This window comes from Ruegeria sp. HKCCA5929, from assembly GCF_013034525.1.
GTDB lineage: Bacteria > Pseudomonadota > Alphaproteobacteria > Rhodobacterales > Rhodobacteraceae > Ruegeria.
Genome location: NZ_WQGE01000003.1, coordinates 179,839 through 197,171, shown reverse-complemented (window position 1 = coordinate 197,171; position 17,333 = coordinate 179,839). Strand labels below are relative to the sequence as shown.

Sequence of the window (17,333 nt, the reverse complement as noted above, 5' to 3'; positions counted from 1 at the left end):
TTTTCGACCCGCTCGGGATAATGGTCGCTTCACCGGGGGCTGAATTTGCGAGGACATTATTCCATGAGCCAGAGATTTGACGCGTTCGCGGCTGGCCTGCACTACGATGATTTGCCCGAAGAAGCACTGTGGACACTGCGCAGATCATTTCTTGATACGATGGGGGTCGCAGCCGTCGGGTCCACTACAGAACTGTCAGGTATCGCGCGTCGCGTTGCGCCGCTGATTTTTGGCACAGGCGGGGCCGGAGAGTCGCAAATGCTTATGGATGGTCGGACGGTCAGCCCTGTTGGCGCAGGTATGGCCGGGGCGTTCACTGTAGACAGCATTGACGCACATGACGGCACAACACCCTGCAAGGGTCATGCGGGATCAGCAATCTTTCCTGCCCTGATCGCTATGGCTCAAGCCAGCGCCCCACAAATAAGCGGTCGCCGCTTTGCCGAGGTGCTGGCCACCGCGTACGAACTCTCCTACCGCGCAGGGTTGGCGCAGCACGCGACCTGCGCTGACTACCACACATCCGGGGCATGGACTGCCGTCGGCGTTGCGGCAGCAGGTGTCAAGTTACTTGGAGGAACAGCCGAGCAAATCCGCCAAGCAGCTGGCATTGGGGAATACCACGGCCCGCGCAGCCAGATGATGCGCTGCATTGATCATCCGACCATGGTGCGGGATGGGGTTGGATGGGGCGCGCCGTCTGGTGTAACGGCGGCTTATCTTGCGATGGAAGGCTTTACTGGTGCCCCTGCCCTGACCTGTGAAGGCGAGGACGCAGCCGCGTTCTGGACCGATCTGGGATCTGGCTGGCGGTTGGTCGATCACACGCATTACAAAGCGTATCCCTGTTGTCGCTGGGCACATCCGTCACTCGATTCCGTCAAAGAGATGATGCGACACCACAACCTGTCTCATACCCAGATTGAACGCGTCGAAATCCGCACCTTCCACTATGCCACCCGTCTGGCTGGGCATGAGCCCGCAAATCAGGACGAATTCGCCTATGCGATCGCGTTTCCGGTGGCTGCAATGATTGTGCGGGGCAAGGTCGGGATCGAAGAGCTCAGCGCGGCAGCTCTGCGCGACCCGGACATCCTGCGCGTCAGCCGCACCATTGAGCTGATTGACGACCCCGAGATGACCCGCATCAGCACTGACAAACGATGGGCTCAAGTCACTTTGGTGTTGAACGACGGCCGCCGCATCCAGGATGCCCCCAGAACGCCGCGCGGAGACGCGGATATGCCCCTCAGCGACGCTGAGATTCGAGCCAAATTCCACGATCTTGCCGACCCTGTGCTTGGCGCGGAACGTGCGCAAGAAATCGCAGAACTTGCGCTGCAATTCGACTGGCTTGACAGTGCTGGCTTCAAACGACTGTTGGATCTTTGTTGTCTTCCGGTCTGAGCATTCCTGAACGACTGGCAAAGTGCCGGATTTAAACTGAAAGATTTGTCTTTGGCTCGTCGCGACATCCGCATGTCGCGGGATTGGTATATTCCAAATCTGGTTCGCACTAGCCATGGGGCATGATACGCGCACTAAATGAAAACTGGGCCCTGTTCTTAGGGATGCTCATGCTGATGGTAGCCAATGGCCTGCTGGCAACCTTGCTTACAATTCGCGGGGCAAGCCTTGGATTTAGCGACTTTACCATCTCTGTCATGCAGGCCAGTTACCCGCTGGGCGCGCTTGCGGGAACGGCCATGGCCCCGCGTCTGGTGGAAAACGTCGGGCATATTCGGGCCTTTTCAGCGCTTGCATCTTTGGTGTCCATCGCAGCAATCGTACACTTGCTGACCAGCGACGCCATCAGTTGGAGCGTCATGCGCTTTTTGGGAGGGTTCTGTTACCCAGGGCTCTACGTGATCACCGAAAGCTGGCTGAACGCCAAATCCGAAAACAACACGCGTGCGCAAGTGCTGTCGCTTTACTTCATTATCCAGCTTGCAGGGCCTGCGTTAGGTACCGCGCTTGTTGGCTTTCCCGATCCGACGGGCAATCTGCTGTTCGGCACCGTCTCGATCCTTATTTCTTTGTCTATCGTACCGCTGCTACTTTCCGGCAACAAAGCGCCAGACTATACGGTTCCGGAACGCATGCCTGTGACCCGGTTGTACAAGGTCTCGCCCATCGCTGTAATTGGCATCGTTCTGGTCAGCATCGGCGTCTCGGCACATTACATCACCTTGCCTTTGTACGCCTTGCAACAAGGGTTTTCGGCTGCACAGGCCTCAGGTGCCTTGGTGGCGGCACTGATTGCCGGTGCTGTTGTTCAATACCCTGTGGGCTGGATATCCGATCACACTGACAGGCGCTACGTTGTCATCGGCTTGGGTGTTATCGTTGCTGTGTCTGGCGCATGGATGGCGGTCAACACGTCTCCCTCATATATTGTTTACGGCTTTGTAGCGATCGCCATCGGATTGTACCCGACCTATTCGATCCTGACCGCTCATGCGAATGATCAACTCCGATTGTCCCAAATCGTACCCGCCAGCGGCACCATGGTTCTGCTGCTGAACATTGGGCTATTGGTCGGAACCATGTTGGGCCCAAACGCCATATCATTGTTCGGAGGTCGCGGATTACAGGTGCTCTTGGCCAGTATCGGGCTTTCTGTTGCGCTGATTGCGTTAATCCGACGCTTTCAAGTCGCCGCACCATCTGAAACTGGTGAAGTGCAAGTTGTGGGCATTATCGGCGCGGCACAACCCGGTGTCCTGCAAGCTGAAACCTTGGTTCAGGAAGAAGAGGCAGGTTTTGACGGAGATGCATGCATAGATGACCCTGTTGAAAAAACCTAGTAATCCACACCTTAATTTCTTTTCACAGCCGGACGTTGCGCCACAGACGTACGGATTTCGTCGACAAACAGGTTGATTAGTCGCTTTCTGGGACTGTCGGCACGCAGCAAGACACCAAGCGCACGGGAAACGGGTTTGCCGTCCAAAGGTATCTTTCGCAACCGCCCGAATTCCGGATCGGGCATACACAGGTTCGGCACGATAGAAACGCCCAAGTTATGCGCCACCATGCTTGTGAGATCCTCCAAAGATTTCATTTCCATGGCGTATCTCACCCGGATTCCGTTTCGGGCCAGCCAAGTATCGGCCAGAACACCCACCATCCCATCCCGGGCGTGACGCACAAAAGGCTGCTCTGCAAGGATTCGCGTCGGATCGGTATCGGTCACCTCGGGAGAGGTCACCAGCACCAGTTCCTCATCCGCAAAGGGGTGCCATTCCAGTTCTGAAGTCAGGGCTTCCGGCGAACTCAATACTGCCGCGTCGATCACGCCGCGTTCAACCTGAGTCTGCAAATCTCCGGACAAGGCCGAAGTTACGTGAACCCGAAGCTCTGGGTAGGTTTCCAACAAGCGGCGGACAGTGGTTGGAATCAATCTGCGGATGGTCGAAGACACAGCTCCAAGATTGAACTCACCGCCAAAAGCAGCGTCACCAGCCACGCCGTCCAGGATAGTGTCATAGGCACGCACCAGCTCTTTTGCCTTGGGCACCAGCGCCCAACCGGTTTGATTGAGCCTGGGGGTGCGTTCGCTTCGGTCAAACAAAGTAATTTGCAAATGATCTTCAAGCCGCTTCATCTGCTGCCCAACCGCCGCCTGAGACACATAGACCTTGTCGGCGGCGGCCGCAAAACTGCCAGTCTCAGCGATTGCAATCAGGGTTTTGTACAGCGTGATGCTCATGAAACCACTCGCTCATGGTTAGAAATCGCACTAAACTATCTCTTTATTCAGGGTAAAGTAAATTTAAATTGAATAAAGCATATGTTTTACGCGATATGAATGTCAGTGAACAGAGGAACCGACAATGTCCATCCACAGCAAAATCGTTGATGATCTGGTGGCCAATGACATCAGTTTCGTGACCACCGTACCCTGCAAGCAGTTGGCCGGTGTCATCGACGAGGTCGAAGCGCGCCCTGAGATCTTTCACATCCCCTCAAACAAAGAAGACGAAGGCATGGGCCTGTGCGCCGGGGCCTGGATGGGGGGCAAGCGACCCGCCATTATCATGCAGAACACCGCGATCGGCGTGACGATCAACACGCTTGCTACGTTGATCCAGTATTACCGGATGCCGCTGCCGATGCTCATTTCATACCGGGGCGAGCTGCGCGAGCCAGTGGCTTGCCAGGTTGAAATGGCGGTGCACACCAAGGCGCTGCTGGCCCAGCTCAACATCCCGACCTATCACTTCCATAAGGAAAGCGACGCGGACGAACTGGATACGATCCTGAAATACACCTTCATGTGCAACAAGCCGGTCGCCATTCTGACCGACGCATCCTTCTGGGGAGGCTACGGAGACCAATGATCCGATCCGAGATTCTGAAAGAAATTGCTCCTGTCATCCGCGACCAGCTGGTGGTCTGTAATATCGGTATCCCCAGCCAGGAACTGCACGCCATCGACGATCAGCCCACCAATTTCTACATGCTTGGCACAATGGGTTTGGCATCCAGCATCGGCTTGGGATTGGCGCTTGCGCAGGACAAAAAGGTGATTGCCATCGATGGAGACGGCTCGGTTCTGACCAATTTCGGGACTTTGCCCACGATCGCGAACAATGTGGCAGACAATTTCATCCTGCTAATCGTTGATAACGGATCATATGGCTCCACCGGCGATCAGCCGACCTATGCGGGGCAGAAAACCTCATTGGCGGCGGTCGCTTCGGCCTGCGGCTGCGAGAATGTGGTCGAATGCCTGGCCGAGGATACAAAACAGGCTGTCGAAGACGCGCTGGCCGGAGACAAGATGACCATCATCGTGGCCAAATGCGAAAGCGGCAATGCCAAGATGCCCGTCATTACCATGGACCCGGTGGTGATCCGTGACCGCTTCATGAAAGCTGTTCAGGCCTGAGGTCTCGACCATGCTGCCGTCCGGCCAGATCCATTCCAGCGCGGATGCCAGGCGGATCGCCCGCCGGCGTCTGCCTTGGATGGTGTTTGATTATATGGATGGCAACGCGGGTGAAGAGCACGGCGCGGAGTTGAACCGGCGCGCCTTGCAGGACATTCGCCTGCGTACACGGGTGCTGGTGGATGTCAGCGACCGAAGCCTGGACCTTCCCGTCTTTGACCATGCCGCTGCTAGGCCGTTTGGCATCTCTCCCATGGGTATGTGCAATCTGGCCGCGCCCGGGGCGGACCTAATGCTGGCACGTCTGGCGGCCGACTACAAAATCCCGCATGGGGTTTCGACCGTGGCATCGACTCCGTTAGAAAAGATCATCGAAGTGGCTGAAGGCCACGCGTGGTTCCAACTGTATTTCAGCGGCGATGGCAGCAGCGCCATGAACCTTGTGGAGCGTGCCAAGACGGCCGGCTATCGCACATTGGTTCTGACGTTGGACGTGCCCGAGGTCGGCCGTCGCCCGCGCGAGTTGCGTCACGGCTTCAAGATGCCGTTTCGGATCGGAGCACGGCAATTTGTCGATTTCGCCATGCATCCACGCTGGTCGCTAAGCACTCTTTTCCGTGGCAAACCACAAATGGCGAATTTCCCCGAAGGCGCTTTTGACCGTACTGAATCTCGCGCCCGCGCAGATTGGGATTATCTCGCTCGCCTGCGTGACCGATGGGCAGGCAAGCTGGTTGTAAAAGGTGTCCTGGATGCCGAAGACGCGCTGCGGCTTAAACAGGCTGGGGTAGATGCCATTCAAGTTTCCAGCCATGGCGGACGGCAACTGGACGCAGCCATTCCACCGGTTCTGGCGCTGCCTGAAATTCGTCAGGCCGTTGGTCCGGACTTTCCCCTTTTCTATGACAGCGGTTTGCGCAGTGGCGAGGACGTCGTGAAAGTACTGGCTTCGGGCGCTGATTTCACCTTTTTGGGTCGTATCCTGTTGTACGCAATTGCCGCGAAGGGCGAGGCAGGGCTGCGGGAATTGTGGGATGTGATATCACAGGAAACCAGCCTGACACTGGCCCAGATAGGTGCCACATCACCCTTGCCCGCACACCTAGGACAAAGCCTCGGCTTTTCGAACAAGCCTCAAAATGGGTCGGCGGCATAGTTACCTTTTCTGAGTTGTGCTGGTCAGCACCGGGGCCTTCCTCGATACTAGTGAAAGATGTGATACGAACAGCCGATCAGGTCCCGTCTTAGAAGTTTCCGCGTCGGCAATCTTGACCAGCTTTAACCCGCGCCAAAGCAACAATCCAAAAGATTGTCAGACAAGAGCCTAGATATCTCAACCGATTAGCGGTACTAAAGCACAATTCAAAGAAGACCAATTTACTGAAACATTAACTGCCACTAGCCAAATTAGGCTAAGCTGCTGACGTATAAACGTCTGAAGAACTGGATTTGAATCAAAGCACAGGATTTGTCTGAAGATGTCACCAATCGTTCCCTCCCTGTCCAGTTGGCTGGAACAAGCCGGGCTGGGGAAATACGCCGACATCATGAAAAAGGCCGCGATTGAACCGGATATGATCGGTGAGCTCACGGACGCCGACTTTATTGAGCTTGGAATTCCAATTGGAGACCGGTTGCGGTTCCGGCGGCATTATCGGGCGTCATTTGAAACCAAATCTGACAACGCACCTGTTCGCGGATTGGACACCAGCACTGAAACAATGACGGAACATCGGCAGATAACGGTCCTTTTCAGCGATTTGGTGGGGTGGACGGCACTTTCAAATACGTTCGACTCGGAAGATCTGAGCGAGGCGATCTCGGAATGCCGGGCGCTGTGGACCGCTGCCGTCGAACGCTATGATGGGTTTGTAGCCTTTAGACTTGGCGATGGGATGATGGCTTTTTTTGGCCACCCGCATGCCTACGAAGATGGCGCTGAACGCGCAATTCACGCCGGGCTGGATATTGTCAAAGCAATTGAAAAATACAGTGAAGACTCAAATCTTGAAATCTCCAGAAGGTTGGCTGTACGTGTTGGCATCGCAACTGGCAAGGTTCTGCTGAACAAGAAAACAACGGGAAAATCCGAAGATATTGATATCCTGGGCTTCACGCCGAACTTTGCAGCACGACTTCAGGGTGCGGCGCAGCCGAATTCAGTTTTTGTAAGTTCCACCACAGCCTCCTTGGCGTGGCAGAGGTTCAATTTTCAGTTGCACGAAGGAATAACACTGCGCGGAATTGAAGAGCCCCATAAAATCTACGAAGTGTTGGGAACTGTTGGCAGCAGCGAACGCCCCTCTCATCACAGCAGAGAGTTCCCTCGTGAGATTATTGGCCGCGCCCACGAAATTGGAATCCTGAATGACTTGTGGGCGACAACCGTAGAAGGCGACGGGCAAATCGCAATAGTTTCCGGCGAAGCCGGGATCGGAAAGTCAGCCATCACAACCGCTCTTCTGACGCAGAGCGCCTCAGTGAACGCTGAAACCGTGCAGATGGAGTGTCGGTCATACTACACCAACAGCTACCTTCATCCTGTGATGGACTACATAGCCACGAAAGCGCACATAACCGACGCCGATACAGACGAAAAGAAACTGGGTAAGCTCTACGCATTCTTAAGCGAAAAAGGCATCCAGGATCACCAGGATCGTGAAACGATCGCAAATATGCTTTTTTTCGACACCCACAAGGACGCGCCTGCGGCTATGTCGACCGAAAGGCAGAAAGCCGAGAGCATCAGGTGCCTCGTCAAGATTCTTCTGCACTCAAATGATGGCCGACCAAAGATCATCCTTTTTGAAGATGCGCATTGGGCAGACCCCACGTCTTTGGAGCTTCTGCATGCGCTTGCTGCTGAAATTCCCAACCACAGGGCATTTCTGGTCATTACATCGCGGCAGGATGAAATCGGTGAAATCAATCGCCAGAAATCCGTTTCCAGTCTGAGGCTCAATCGGCTCTCGCGCGCACAGGGCATCCAGATCATTCGAAACTGGTCTCCGGGCATGCCCATCTCAGAGCAACTGGAACAGCAGATTCTGCATAAGTCGGACGGTATTCCATTCTTTCTCGAGGAACTGACCAAGACCGTCTGTGCCAACATGGCTTCAGACACAGGTGTAAAGCAGGGCACTTTCGGTCAGCGTGACTACGTGACGATCCCTGCAACACTGTACGACTCATTGCTTTCACGTTTGGACAGGTCACCCGAGGCACGCAAACTCGTAGGCTGCGCCGCCGTCATTGGCCGGGAGTTCTCTGAGCTTCTTTTGTCCAGGATCTCCAGAGTAAAACGCGACGAAGCGCGCCGCATTCTAGCAGTTTTGATCGACGCTGGCCTGTTGGTTGCTGCTTCGGACACGGTGGACGGTGTTTTCAAGTTCAAACACGCATTGGTTCAAGACGCCATTTACGATGGCCTCACACGCAAGGCCCGGCGCGAATTGCATGCGCGCATTGGATTTGTTCTTGAGAACTCCAGCACTGAGTCAATCAAGAATTCTCCGGAAATTCTGGCCCAACACTTTGGCAGGGCAAACAACACAGAAAAAGCGCTGAGGTATTGGGAAGCGGCCGGGCGCCGCGCGATGGAACACTCGGCCACGACAGAAGCGATAAGTCACTTTGAGCAAGCGCTTGCTTTGATCGATAACAAGCCGTCAAATCAAGAAAAGAGACGTCAAAAAATCGAATTGCTTACGAACTATGGCGCAGCACTGACAAGCGTAAAAGGCTATACTGCACCTGAAACTGTTCAGGCATATGAAGACGCCTGGCAGCTTACCAATTCCGGTGAAGACAAGACCTGTTTGCATGAAATTCTTTATGGAATGTGGAACTCAGCGCAGGTTGGGTCGGACTATGCACGCGCGCAGGAACTTGCGGATCTTTGTTTGGATTTTGCCAAGCAGCGAGATGACGAAGTCTCAAAACTGGTGGCCCGGAACCTGTGTGGAGTAACCTCTACACTACGGGGTGATCACCGACAGGCTGAAACACATCTGTCCAAATCTGTCGAAATTTATGATCCCACACGTTTTCAATCGCTGTCCATCCAGACCGGCGAGGACCCCGGCGTCGAAAGCTTGTGCTTTTTGTCGTTCAACCGTTGGTATATGGGTCGCACGAAAGAGGCCGTTGAGTTTGCGGATCGGTCGCTGGAACTGGCAAAGAAAATCGCTTATAAACAATCCATTGTGTACTCACTGGCGATGCGTGGAGTCCTGCTGCATTTCAGTTCTGAATATGATGCCCTGATTGAGGTATCAGACGAAATAATCGAACAATCAAAACGCCACAACTATCCTTTCTTTGTCGAGTGGAGCCTTAATCTGAAAGGCTGGGCACTTGCGAAAAAAGGGCATCATGATGACGGGCTGGCCCTTATGTCAAATACTTGGCAGCAAGGGTTTTGTACGTTGCTTGAAGCTAAGGTTCATCTTGAAACGGGTGAGAAAAACGCCGGGCTGGACTTGGTGGACGACATTATCACCAAACAACCCTGGCTATCGCCCGAAGCGCAGCGCGTCAAAGGAGAGCTTTTGTTGCTGGGTTCAAACCAAGACCGTGATGGCGCGCGCTCGTGCTTTCTTGACGCCTTCACACTTGCGGAAGAACAGGGGGCTTCAAGCCTCATGCTCAAAACCGCGCTCAGCATGGCAGATCACGCGTCGACCCAGGATCCGGGATGGCCCGATCTGGTGTTCCTCAAGCGGGCACTGGCCGCAGTCGACACAAGCAACCCTACAGTGGACCTGAAAAGAGCACAGAAGCATCTTGAGCGGTTAGGCGGGAGATCTCCGAATGTTGCGTGAAAGGCAGAGCGCAGACACCGCTCAATCGAAAGAGGACGTTCTGGCGTTTTTCCGCAAGCTCAGGAAGATCGATAACGCGCTTCGGTTCCCCGAGGGATCTGGGCAAAGGCTGTTGGACCTGGAATTAAAGCCCGCTCCATTTCAAAAACGGCACCTGTTCGACCACATGGCCAGACAAGCCCCAGCGCTTTACCGGGATTTCCCTCAGCCCATGGCGCGTAAAAGCGACGGTGCCATATTCTGCACACCAGAGCAGTTGGCGACCCAGTTGAGTAAATGCACTTCCTCAGAGCCCTATCCGGTTCGATTGGGAACAAGTGACGAAAAGCGGGACCTGAGTATCGCGGAAATCCTGCAACGCTGGCGGCAGTCTGGCGTTATTATGGGCGTCACAGACCTCCCGGTTCGAGACAGCGCGCTCTCCGAGTTCTTTGACGTGGATTTCCTGCAACCGTGGAATCTCATGTCCGGTGCTTCCGAAAACATTCGCGAATTGGAAATGCTGACTGCTGTGTTCAGCACAGCTGGTAAGCTGACCGACTCTCATTCAGATGATATGGCGGTTTGCAATCATTGCTGCATCGGAAGCAAATTGTGGCTGGCATGGGACACTTATGAAGGGCTTGCAGCTGGTCTGGACGATGTTGAGCGGATCGGTGTGACAACCCGCGCCCGGTTCAATGCCGAGACTTTTTTGTCTCTGAAAAGTGCCTGCTGGTTCGTCATCCGCCCTGGTGAAACCCTGTTCTTGCCCGGAAAGTTCACACATCGCGTTTATACGCTAGAGAACTATATCGGCGTTGGAAGCTTTTATGTGGGCTTTAGCAACCTATTGCACACAGCCCGCCGCTGGATGTCTCATGGCTCGCTATGGGACCCGGAGCCCGACGGGCCAAAAGGGCAACGCGCGGACGACTTGCTTACGTTTGGAATGTCTTCCCTAAAGACCGTTTTGCATTCAGGTGGCGCAAATCAGCAGGACTATGGCATCGCAGAAATTGCCGCGGCCCTTGACCATATTGATTGGTCAGATCCTGTTGTAGCCACCCTGCTACGTGATCGACCAAATTTTGCACGAGCGGCGGACTTGCTGCGCAAAGCTACCGCTCAGACATCTTGACCGGGATCAGCCTTTGTTGTTCGGGTTTTTCTTAACACCACCACCGCCATCGCGTCTTTGGCGGTTGTCATTGATCAGCTTGATCGCTGTTGTGATGTTTTCCAGTTGCTGCACAGCGCTATCCTGCGAACGCAAAAGAATTTCTTCAATCTTGTTGAGATGGGCAATGGGCAGTTCATTCAAATCAGCTTCTTGTACAAATACAGTTAAATCACTCATGGTATCTCCCTTTCTGATCAGGAGAATGAGCTTGCGCATCCAATCGGTCAAGGTTTTAGTTTCTATCCCAGATGCCCAGTCAACGTTCTGAACGCATGCCGATATTCAATATTTCTCTGCCAGAGGCAGAGACCAAACAGCAAACTTTAAGGGGTAAAAATGGCAGCCAACTACGATTGCAGCAAATGCCCCGGGTTTTGTTGCACCTACGATGAAATCGACCTGCTCGCCCCCGACGTCACCAGGCTGTGTTCGCATTTGGACATCTCGGAAGAGAAACTGATCTCAAAATACACCAAGTTTGGAATGTTCAGTGGGCGCAGCCAATATCCGTTGAAGCTTAAGCACAAAGTTGATCGCGTTTACAAAAAAATTTGCGTGTTCTTCGACCAGGACCTGCGCGTCTGCACAGTATACGACGCGCGGCCCAAGGCTTGCCGCGCATACCCACATGGCGATCAGTGCGGGTACTATGACTTTCTGTCATTTGAAAGAAATCTGCACAGTGACGAAGATCATATCCCGTCTACCTGAAAGGCGACTGACAAAGAGCAAAGTATCTCTGAACCCAGCCCGAGCAGATCGGGCTTGGCCACGATAGGTCAGAATTGCTTCGTAAAGACACTCAATTGAAGAAGTACTTTAATCCAAAGTAAGGCCCGTGTTGGGTCACATCATAGGCAAACGCACCCGTGCTCAGTGTGTCACTGTAGTCAACGCTGAAATAGCGATACCCAAATATGATCGATGTTCTGTCCCAGGGTTGATAATCGAAACCGACATTTGCACCGATCTGAAGATCGTTTCCCCCAGCCCCGAAACCACCAAGGTCGATTGACGTAACTGCCGTCCATCGTTCGTTCAATCGCCACATGCCGCGCGCACCGATGACCGGTTCGACCCAGCCTTGATCCCCTCCCAATACAGGTGGAGTGGTTGGCCCTGGTGTTGTGATGTCGATCTCTTGCCGGATCGAGTTGTATCGAATGCCACCCTGAAGATCGACAGTATAGCGTTGATTGGCGGTGCCATAGGTGCCGTCTGCAATTCGATAAGCGCCTAAGACCGCAAACCATTTTTGCCGTACATCCACATTCACCGACGACCCGAGCGGCCCTGGCAGCGTCGCGTCCTCTTCTATTCCCACATAGTTGGCATCAACGATAATCCCCAGGTCACCATTCCAGGCTTCGTAACGCCCGGCGGCCGCGAAATCGAGAACTTCCAAGACGTCGCCCAGATCAAGATCAAGATCAGCCGAAAGACCTGCAACCGTGGACGTTCCTGTGGTTCTGAGTGGTGTGAATAAGTAAAATCCAAGGGTATGCCGCCAGCCTTCGTCATCTTGCCCCGGCGCGGGAAGCGATTGAGCAGACGCGCCAAAAGCAAGCAGATAGGACAGAGTTATCGCGCCGACGGCGCAAGCAGGTGTATTTAAGTTCATTTACCGATCTCCTAGCTTTTCACTTCCACAGGAACAGGCTGCGCTGGCGATGCTTGGGCAAAACGCACCTCATTTGCTTACCGAGGATTGCTTGATTTTGAATGCCTCAACTGCCGCGGCGGTTTCAGGGCGAATGTTTTCAATCCCCTCGTAAGGGATGCCGAACGCGGGCTTCTCGTCAGGGAATTTTTCCTTCCGGGCTTGGTGACGAGCGAGAATTCGAACGAATTCCTGACCTCCCCAAGCACCGACTTCAGTCGAGACAGGGTACTTTTCGTGAGTGTCGCGATAAATGTCTATGAAGTCTGCCAAAATACCGTTTGTTAGGTCCTTCGGCAGGTTCATTCGGAATTTATCCTTAATGATCGCTCCGGGTTTATCAATGTTATACACGATCAACGAGTCTCGGCGACCTTTGGATTCATCAGCGAACAAAATCGATGCTGACTGATCGACGCCATCTACCAGCCGATCGCGCGGGATGAACCCATCTGCGCCAGCGATACGTGACAGTGTCGTATAGAGATCGGAGACGTGAAAGATGTTGTTAACCATTGAATCTGGGCCGATAACACCAGGCCAGCGAATAAAGGCGTCAACTCGAACCCCGCCTTCGGTGGTGTCGCCTTTGCCACCTTTGTAGATCATCGGTGTGAAGCCGGATTGAGGTGAGTATTTGGTGAAATGTCCGTTGTCACCCATGACAACAACCACAGTGTTATTCGCGACGTCCAGATTTTCCATTTCGGCGAAGATTTCCCCGAGGTATTCATCGAGCAACTGGAGCTTATCGGCGTAGAGGCCCCCATTGGGTGACTCTGGCCCAGTTCGTCCAGTACGCGTGTTATGTAGTGGGATCATCGGCCAGTATTGAAGGAAGAATGGTTGCTCACCGGTAGCAAGACGTCTTAGCTCTTCTATCGTTTTGTCTTGATACGCTTGGTTCATCTCATCGTATTTCAATGCGCCCCAACGCTCGCCTGGTTGCATTCGAATCTCCATGATTGGTCCACCTGCCTCGCCTTCGATGACGGTCATCATTGCTGAAGCGTCTGGGCGGAACCACTCGTCGAGCACGTAATCAGGTACAAAATCTCCGATACCGACTGAGACTTGCTCGCGAATGGCATCGTCGTTGAAAATCGTAAGCTGACCTTGTTGGTGGATCGCATGTTGTGCGTAATCGAAACCCTGGTTCATCGCCCAGCTCTCAGCGATGTCACCCATGTGCCATTTACCTACATGGCTGGTGGCATAGCCAGCTTCTTTAAGAACCTCAGCAAGAGTGACTTCCTTTCCTGGAAGACCGAAGCCGGCTATATCCACAGTCGTGTTGCCCATTCCCATGCGTACTGGAAGACGCCCAGTCATTTGAGCAACCCGTGTCGGAGTACAGGATGGTTCGGTGTACATTCGCACCATCCGCATACCTTCGTCCGAGAATTGATTGATGTTCGGAGTTTCAATGCCTCGTACTGCGTTGAGTTCCGGTATACCCATATCCCCGAAACCAAGATCATCAATCAGGATGGAAAGGATGTTTGGCGGATTGCCATTATTGCGCTCCCGAAACTCGGAAAGCAGCGCGTCAACCGCAGCATCATCCTCGGCCCATTTTTCGGCGTGTTGGGCTTGCAGTATGTAATACTCGGCGTCGTGAATGATCGGCGCCTCCTGCGCCGTTAACATTTGAGCTGCGATACATATGCTCGCTGATAGACAAACCACTTGTCTCATGTCGCCTCCACTCATTGGCTTTGTTTCGGTTCTGTTTCGGGTTCGGATACTGGAGGCTTCTGAATTTGGGCTGCGTCCAATGCTTCAGTCCCTACGCGGTTGATGTCTGTAGCCGGAAAGAACTCGACCCAGACATGCCAGAACATCCCCGATCTCAGGGTTTCGACACGGCTGAGCTTTCCGTGATTTGAATTGCCGAAGAAATCAATTTTCGTTATCGGAGCGCCGCCGTCATTGTACCAGACACCCACGCTTTCATAGACCGGGTCATAGGCAACCACGACATCTCGGCCGCCCACGTTTGCATTGATCAACCCTTGATGCTCAGCAATGAAGTCATCGGTCCAGCAGACAGCATCGTCAGCTATTGTAACGCCCCAAACATAGGTTTTGTTGGGCAACCGGTCATCACTATGGCTCATGTTATCCATGACCGGCGCTGACTCTTGATGTTGCTTCGCAATCCCCGAGGCGAAAACAGTCTCGGTGAACAGATCGAACAGCCGCAAGAAAGGGTTTGAAGAGGGTTTGTTCAAAAACACTTCGCCATCTGGATATGCCTTTTGGAAGCCTCGAAAACTCATCCGAAAGGTAGGCCAGGGCTGCATAGCAGATTGATCGGACGGATCATTGTCAAAACGGCCGTAAATCTGCTGAATGGGCTCGCCTGTCGTGTTGTCCCGCAGGATCAGGTTGTTGCCATGTTGGGCCATGACTTCAAGATCAAGCCGTTTGCCATTGATCTGCGGTTTGTAAGCCAGACCCAGATTGGCCATGGCGCAGTATGTCATCACAATATCGTCGCCACCCAGCCCCTCAGAATTTCCTGCCAAATGCGGGCGCATCAACTGCGCATCGGAATGGGCGCGGGCATGTCCGTTGTTCTCGATCACAAGAACGCTTGCTGAAGGGTTTATGAATTGCTTTGCTTCCGAGATAGGGAAGTAACGTGCGCTGTCTTGCTGGTTTCGCAGACCAACGTGTACCCATATCCAGGGGAAAACGAACAGGAAGACTATAAGAAGCGTTACGGCAGGCGCGCCGAGGAAAAACAACCAACCCGGGCCGCCGCCCATCAGATGACCCAACAGCATCAAAGCCAACCCGCCAACACCAACTGCGATATAAGTGTTTTCGTTTCGAATGAACCGGATCATATTGTTCCGCTTCACCTTCAACACCATCTGGCTGATATCCCCCAGGTCGCGGAAATACATGAAGCCGATAGACAACGATACGACCAGACCCAAATAAAACAACAAGTTAGCCAACACTTGGACCACCTTTCCTGCGGTTTGTTAGCCTTCGGAGGAATTTGATTTGGACGCGAGGTAAAGCCGAATTTCGTCCTCAAGCCCCCGAAGGCTATCAGTTAAATCTGTGTAGGTCGGATCGCTGGCATCGCAGGGCAGCAGCGCTGTCAAGCTTTCATAGTCAGCACAGATCTGTGCAAACACTGTATCCGAACTGCGTAGCCGGCCGATTTCGTTCGTTTGTTCCGGAAACACTAATGTCAATGAAACCATGTCGATCCCCAAGGTACCTGAACTCGCTTAGGCCTCAGCGAAAAGGCTATTCCCCCTCCTTTCCGGTTAAGTATCGTCGAAATTCATTTACATATTCAGGTATCTTAACGTATGTTACGTCGTAACATGTTTATTTTCAGATGCTTACGAAAAGCGTGAAAGCGGCTGATGTGGTGACATCTAGGGGGTTACACTCAGAATCGGGCCGTGATCGGATTCCGAAAAACCTGACGGATCCTGAGATCCGGCAGGCACTGGACGCCATATTGAACAGCCCGGAATTTGAAGGGGCTGAGCGGTTACAGTCTTTTCTACGATATGTCGTTGAAACTCTTTTGGCTGGGCACGGGGACAACATCCGGGCCAAGTCGATTGCCGAGGATGTCTACGGCAGATCATTGGGTGGGCGCGGCGATCCAATGGCCGTGGTGCGCGTAGATGCCGGTCGCATGCGGCGGCGACTGGCAAACTATTACTCGAATTCCGGCAAGGATGAGTGTTTGCGCATTCACGTGGATCCCGGAGGATATGTACCCCGGTTTGAGGTGATTTCGGCCAAACATGAAAACAGCACGCCTTGGACACGTCGCAATTGGTTGCGCAGTGCTGCACTGATGGGCGTTCTGCTGTTATGCGCGACCGGATTGTACCTTCAATTCAATCCTCAGCAATCCACGAGCGTCTCAGACCCATCCGAAGCCGCGAGAAAACAACAAGCTGTCCGGGAAGCGCTTTTTTCCACCAATCCCACCAAGCTGCAGGCGATGAATCTGGCGGACGAAGCGCGTCCTTTGATGTTTCCAGTTCTGGATCGTGCCCGATTGCAAGCTGTGAGCGGTATGTTTGAGCGTGCCATTGCGTTGGACAACTCGTATTTTGGTGGCTACGCGGGCTCGGCACAATCGTTAGGAATCCTGGCAATTACCACTCCGACCGGAGCAGAGAAGCGCGATTTTCTGCTTCAAGCAGAGGCGCATGCCGATAAAGCTGTACAGCTCGCACCCGGTGAAGGCTGGAGCCACTCGGCGCTGGCTCTTGTCTCTTTTGCCAAGCGCGACTTCGAAGCGACGATGGCCCATTCGAACCGTGCGATCCGCCTCGCGCCTGATGACATCCATGTTATTAACTTTGACGCTTTGTTTGCGTTGTTTGGTGGAGATTTTGAACGTGCTACCAGGTCCGCCAAACGCGCGCAAAACTACGACACCACCAATCGCAGATTCCCATATCGAAGCGTGCTGGCATCATCGAATTTTCATTTGGGAGATTATCAGGGCTGCGTCGACCAATTCAACAGATCGATCAGGTTGGGCGACCCGGTCAGTGCCATCTCGATCGGTTACCTTGCTGCAGCCTATCAAAGGTTGGGAGAGCACGACCGGGCAAAGGCAACAATTCTTCTCTTGGATGAGGCTTGGCCCAACTACCCCCTGAGCGCTTTGCTTCGGGCCCTGTTCGCCGATCCGTCACATGCCGAAGACATAATCAGCGCTCTGAACGAGATTTAGGCATTGCGTGGCCACTCATGCACGTTTTGTGCTGTGTCGCATGAACAAACCACTCTTATAGT

General features: G+C 53.5%; 14 protein-coding genes. 9 read left to right on the top strand and 5 right to left on the bottom strand.

Features of this window, described 5'->3' with window-relative positions:
- Window positions 1-63: 63 nt before the first annotated feature.
- Window positions 64-1,407: an MmgE/PrpD family protein gene (locus tag GOV90_RS09760; protein ID WP_171095655.1), complete on the top strand. Its 1,344-nt coding sequence runs from the start codon at window positions 64-66 to the stop codon at window positions 1,405-1,407.
- 122 nt (window positions 1,408-1,529) lie between these two features.
- Entirely contained in the window at window positions 1,530-2,807 is a 1,278-nt protein-coding gene (locus tag GOV90_RS09755) for an MFS transporter (protein WP_171095653.1), read from the top strand.
- An 11-nt stretch (window positions 2,808-2,818) separates the two neighbouring features.
- Here the strand turns inward: GOV90_RS09755 and GOV90_RS09750 are convergent, their stop codons facing one another.
- Window positions 2,819-3,712: a LysR family transcriptional regulator gene (locus GOV90_RS09750; RefSeq protein WP_171095651.1), complete on the bottom strand. Its 894-nt coding sequence runs from the start codon at window positions 3,710-3,712 to the stop codon at window positions 2,819-2,821.
- 124 nt (window positions 3,713-3,836) lie between these two features.
- Here GOV90_RS09750 and comD point away from each other — a divergent pair, with 124 nt between their 5' ends.
- The 5 genes from comD (at window position 3,837) to GOV90_RS09725 (ending at window position 10,837) form a co-directional block, all read left to right on the top strand.
- Window positions 3,837-4,343, top strand: a complete 507-nt coding sequence (comD, locus tag GOV90_RS09745) for a sulfopyruvate decarboxylase subunit alpha (RefSeq protein ID WP_171095649.1) — start codon at window positions 3,837-3,839, stop codon at window positions 4,341-4,343.
- Window positions 4,340-4,894 (top strand): sulfopyruvate decarboxylase subunit beta, encoded by a 555-nt coding sequence (gene comE, locus GOV90_RS09740; RefSeq protein ID WP_171095648.1) that lies wholly within the window; start codon window positions 4,340-4,342, stop codon window positions 4,892-4,894. Before comD ends, comE begins: the two co-directional genes overlap by 4 nt.
- A gap of 10 nt (window positions 4,895-4,904) precedes the next feature.
- The gene (locus GOV90_RS09735; RefSeq protein ID WP_371732517.1) at window positions 4,905-6,050 is read left to right on the top strand and encodes an alpha-hydroxy acid oxidase; all 1,146 of its coding nucleotides are present in this window, start codon (window positions 4,905-4,907) and stop codon (window positions 6,048-6,050) included.
- A gap of 322 nt (window positions 6,051-6,372) precedes the next feature.
- Window positions 6,373-9,717 (top strand): adenylate/guanylate cyclase domain-containing protein, encoded by a 3,345-nt coding sequence (locus tag GOV90_RS09730; protein WP_171105852.1) that lies wholly within the window; start codon window positions 6,373-6,375, stop codon window positions 9,715-9,717.
- A complete protein-coding gene (locus GOV90_RS09725; protein WP_171095644.1) occupies window positions 9,707-10,837 on the top strand; it encodes a hypothetical protein in 1,131 nt (376 codons plus the stop codon). Before GOV90_RS09730 ends, GOV90_RS09725 begins: the two co-directional genes overlap by 11 nt.
- A 6-nt stretch (window positions 10,838-10,843) precedes the next feature.
- Here the strand turns inward: GOV90_RS09725 and GOV90_RS09720 are convergent, their stop codons facing one another.
- A complete protein-coding gene (locus GOV90_RS09720) occupies window positions 10,844-11,056 on the bottom strand; it encodes a hypothetical protein (protein WP_171105850.1) in 213 nt (70 codons plus the stop codon).
- A gap of 159 nt (window positions 11,057-11,215) precedes the next feature.
- Between GOV90_RS09720 and GOV90_RS09715 the strand changes: the two genes are divergently transcribed.
- Window positions 11,216-11,590: a YkgJ family cysteine cluster protein gene (locus GOV90_RS09715; RefSeq protein ID WP_171095640.1), complete on the top strand. Its 375-nt coding sequence runs from the start codon at window positions 11,216-11,218 to the stop codon at window positions 11,588-11,590.
- A 91-nt stretch (window positions 11,591-11,681) separates the two neighbouring features.
- Here GOV90_RS09715 and GOV90_RS09710 read toward each other — a convergent pair whose 3' ends face one another.
- The 3 genes from GOV90_RS09710 to GOV90_RS09700 form a co-directional block, all read right to left on the bottom strand.
- Window positions 11,682-12,500 (bottom strand): hypothetical protein, encoded by an 819-nt coding sequence (locus GOV90_RS09710; RefSeq protein ID WP_171095638.1) that lies wholly within the window; start codon window positions 12,498-12,500, stop codon window positions 11,682-11,684.
- 69 nt (window positions 12,501-12,569) lie between these two features.
- Window positions 12,570-14,237 carry a sulfatase-like hydrolase/transferase gene (locus tag GOV90_RS09705; RefSeq protein ID WP_171095693.1) on the bottom strand — a complete coding sequence of 556 codons (1,668 nt, stop codon included), beginning with the start codon at window positions 14,235-14,237 and terminating at the stop codon, window positions 12,570-12,572.
- 11 nt (window positions 14,238-14,248) lie between these two features.
- Entirely contained in the window at window positions 14,249-15,511 is a 1,263-nt protein-coding gene (locus GOV90_RS09700) for a DUF3179 domain-containing (seleno)protein (RefSeq protein WP_171095636.1), read from the bottom strand.
- 392 nt (window positions 15,512-15,903) lie between these two features.
- Here GOV90_RS09700 and GOV90_RS09695 point away from each other — a divergent pair, with 392 nt between their 5' ends.
- On the top strand, window positions 15,904-17,271 hold the full coding sequence (locus GOV90_RS09695; protein ID WP_171105848.1) for a hypothetical protein: 1,368 nt from the start codon (window positions 15,904-15,906) through the stop codon (window positions 17,269-17,271).
- The last annotated feature ends 62 nt before the right edge of the window (window positions 17,272-17,333 follow it).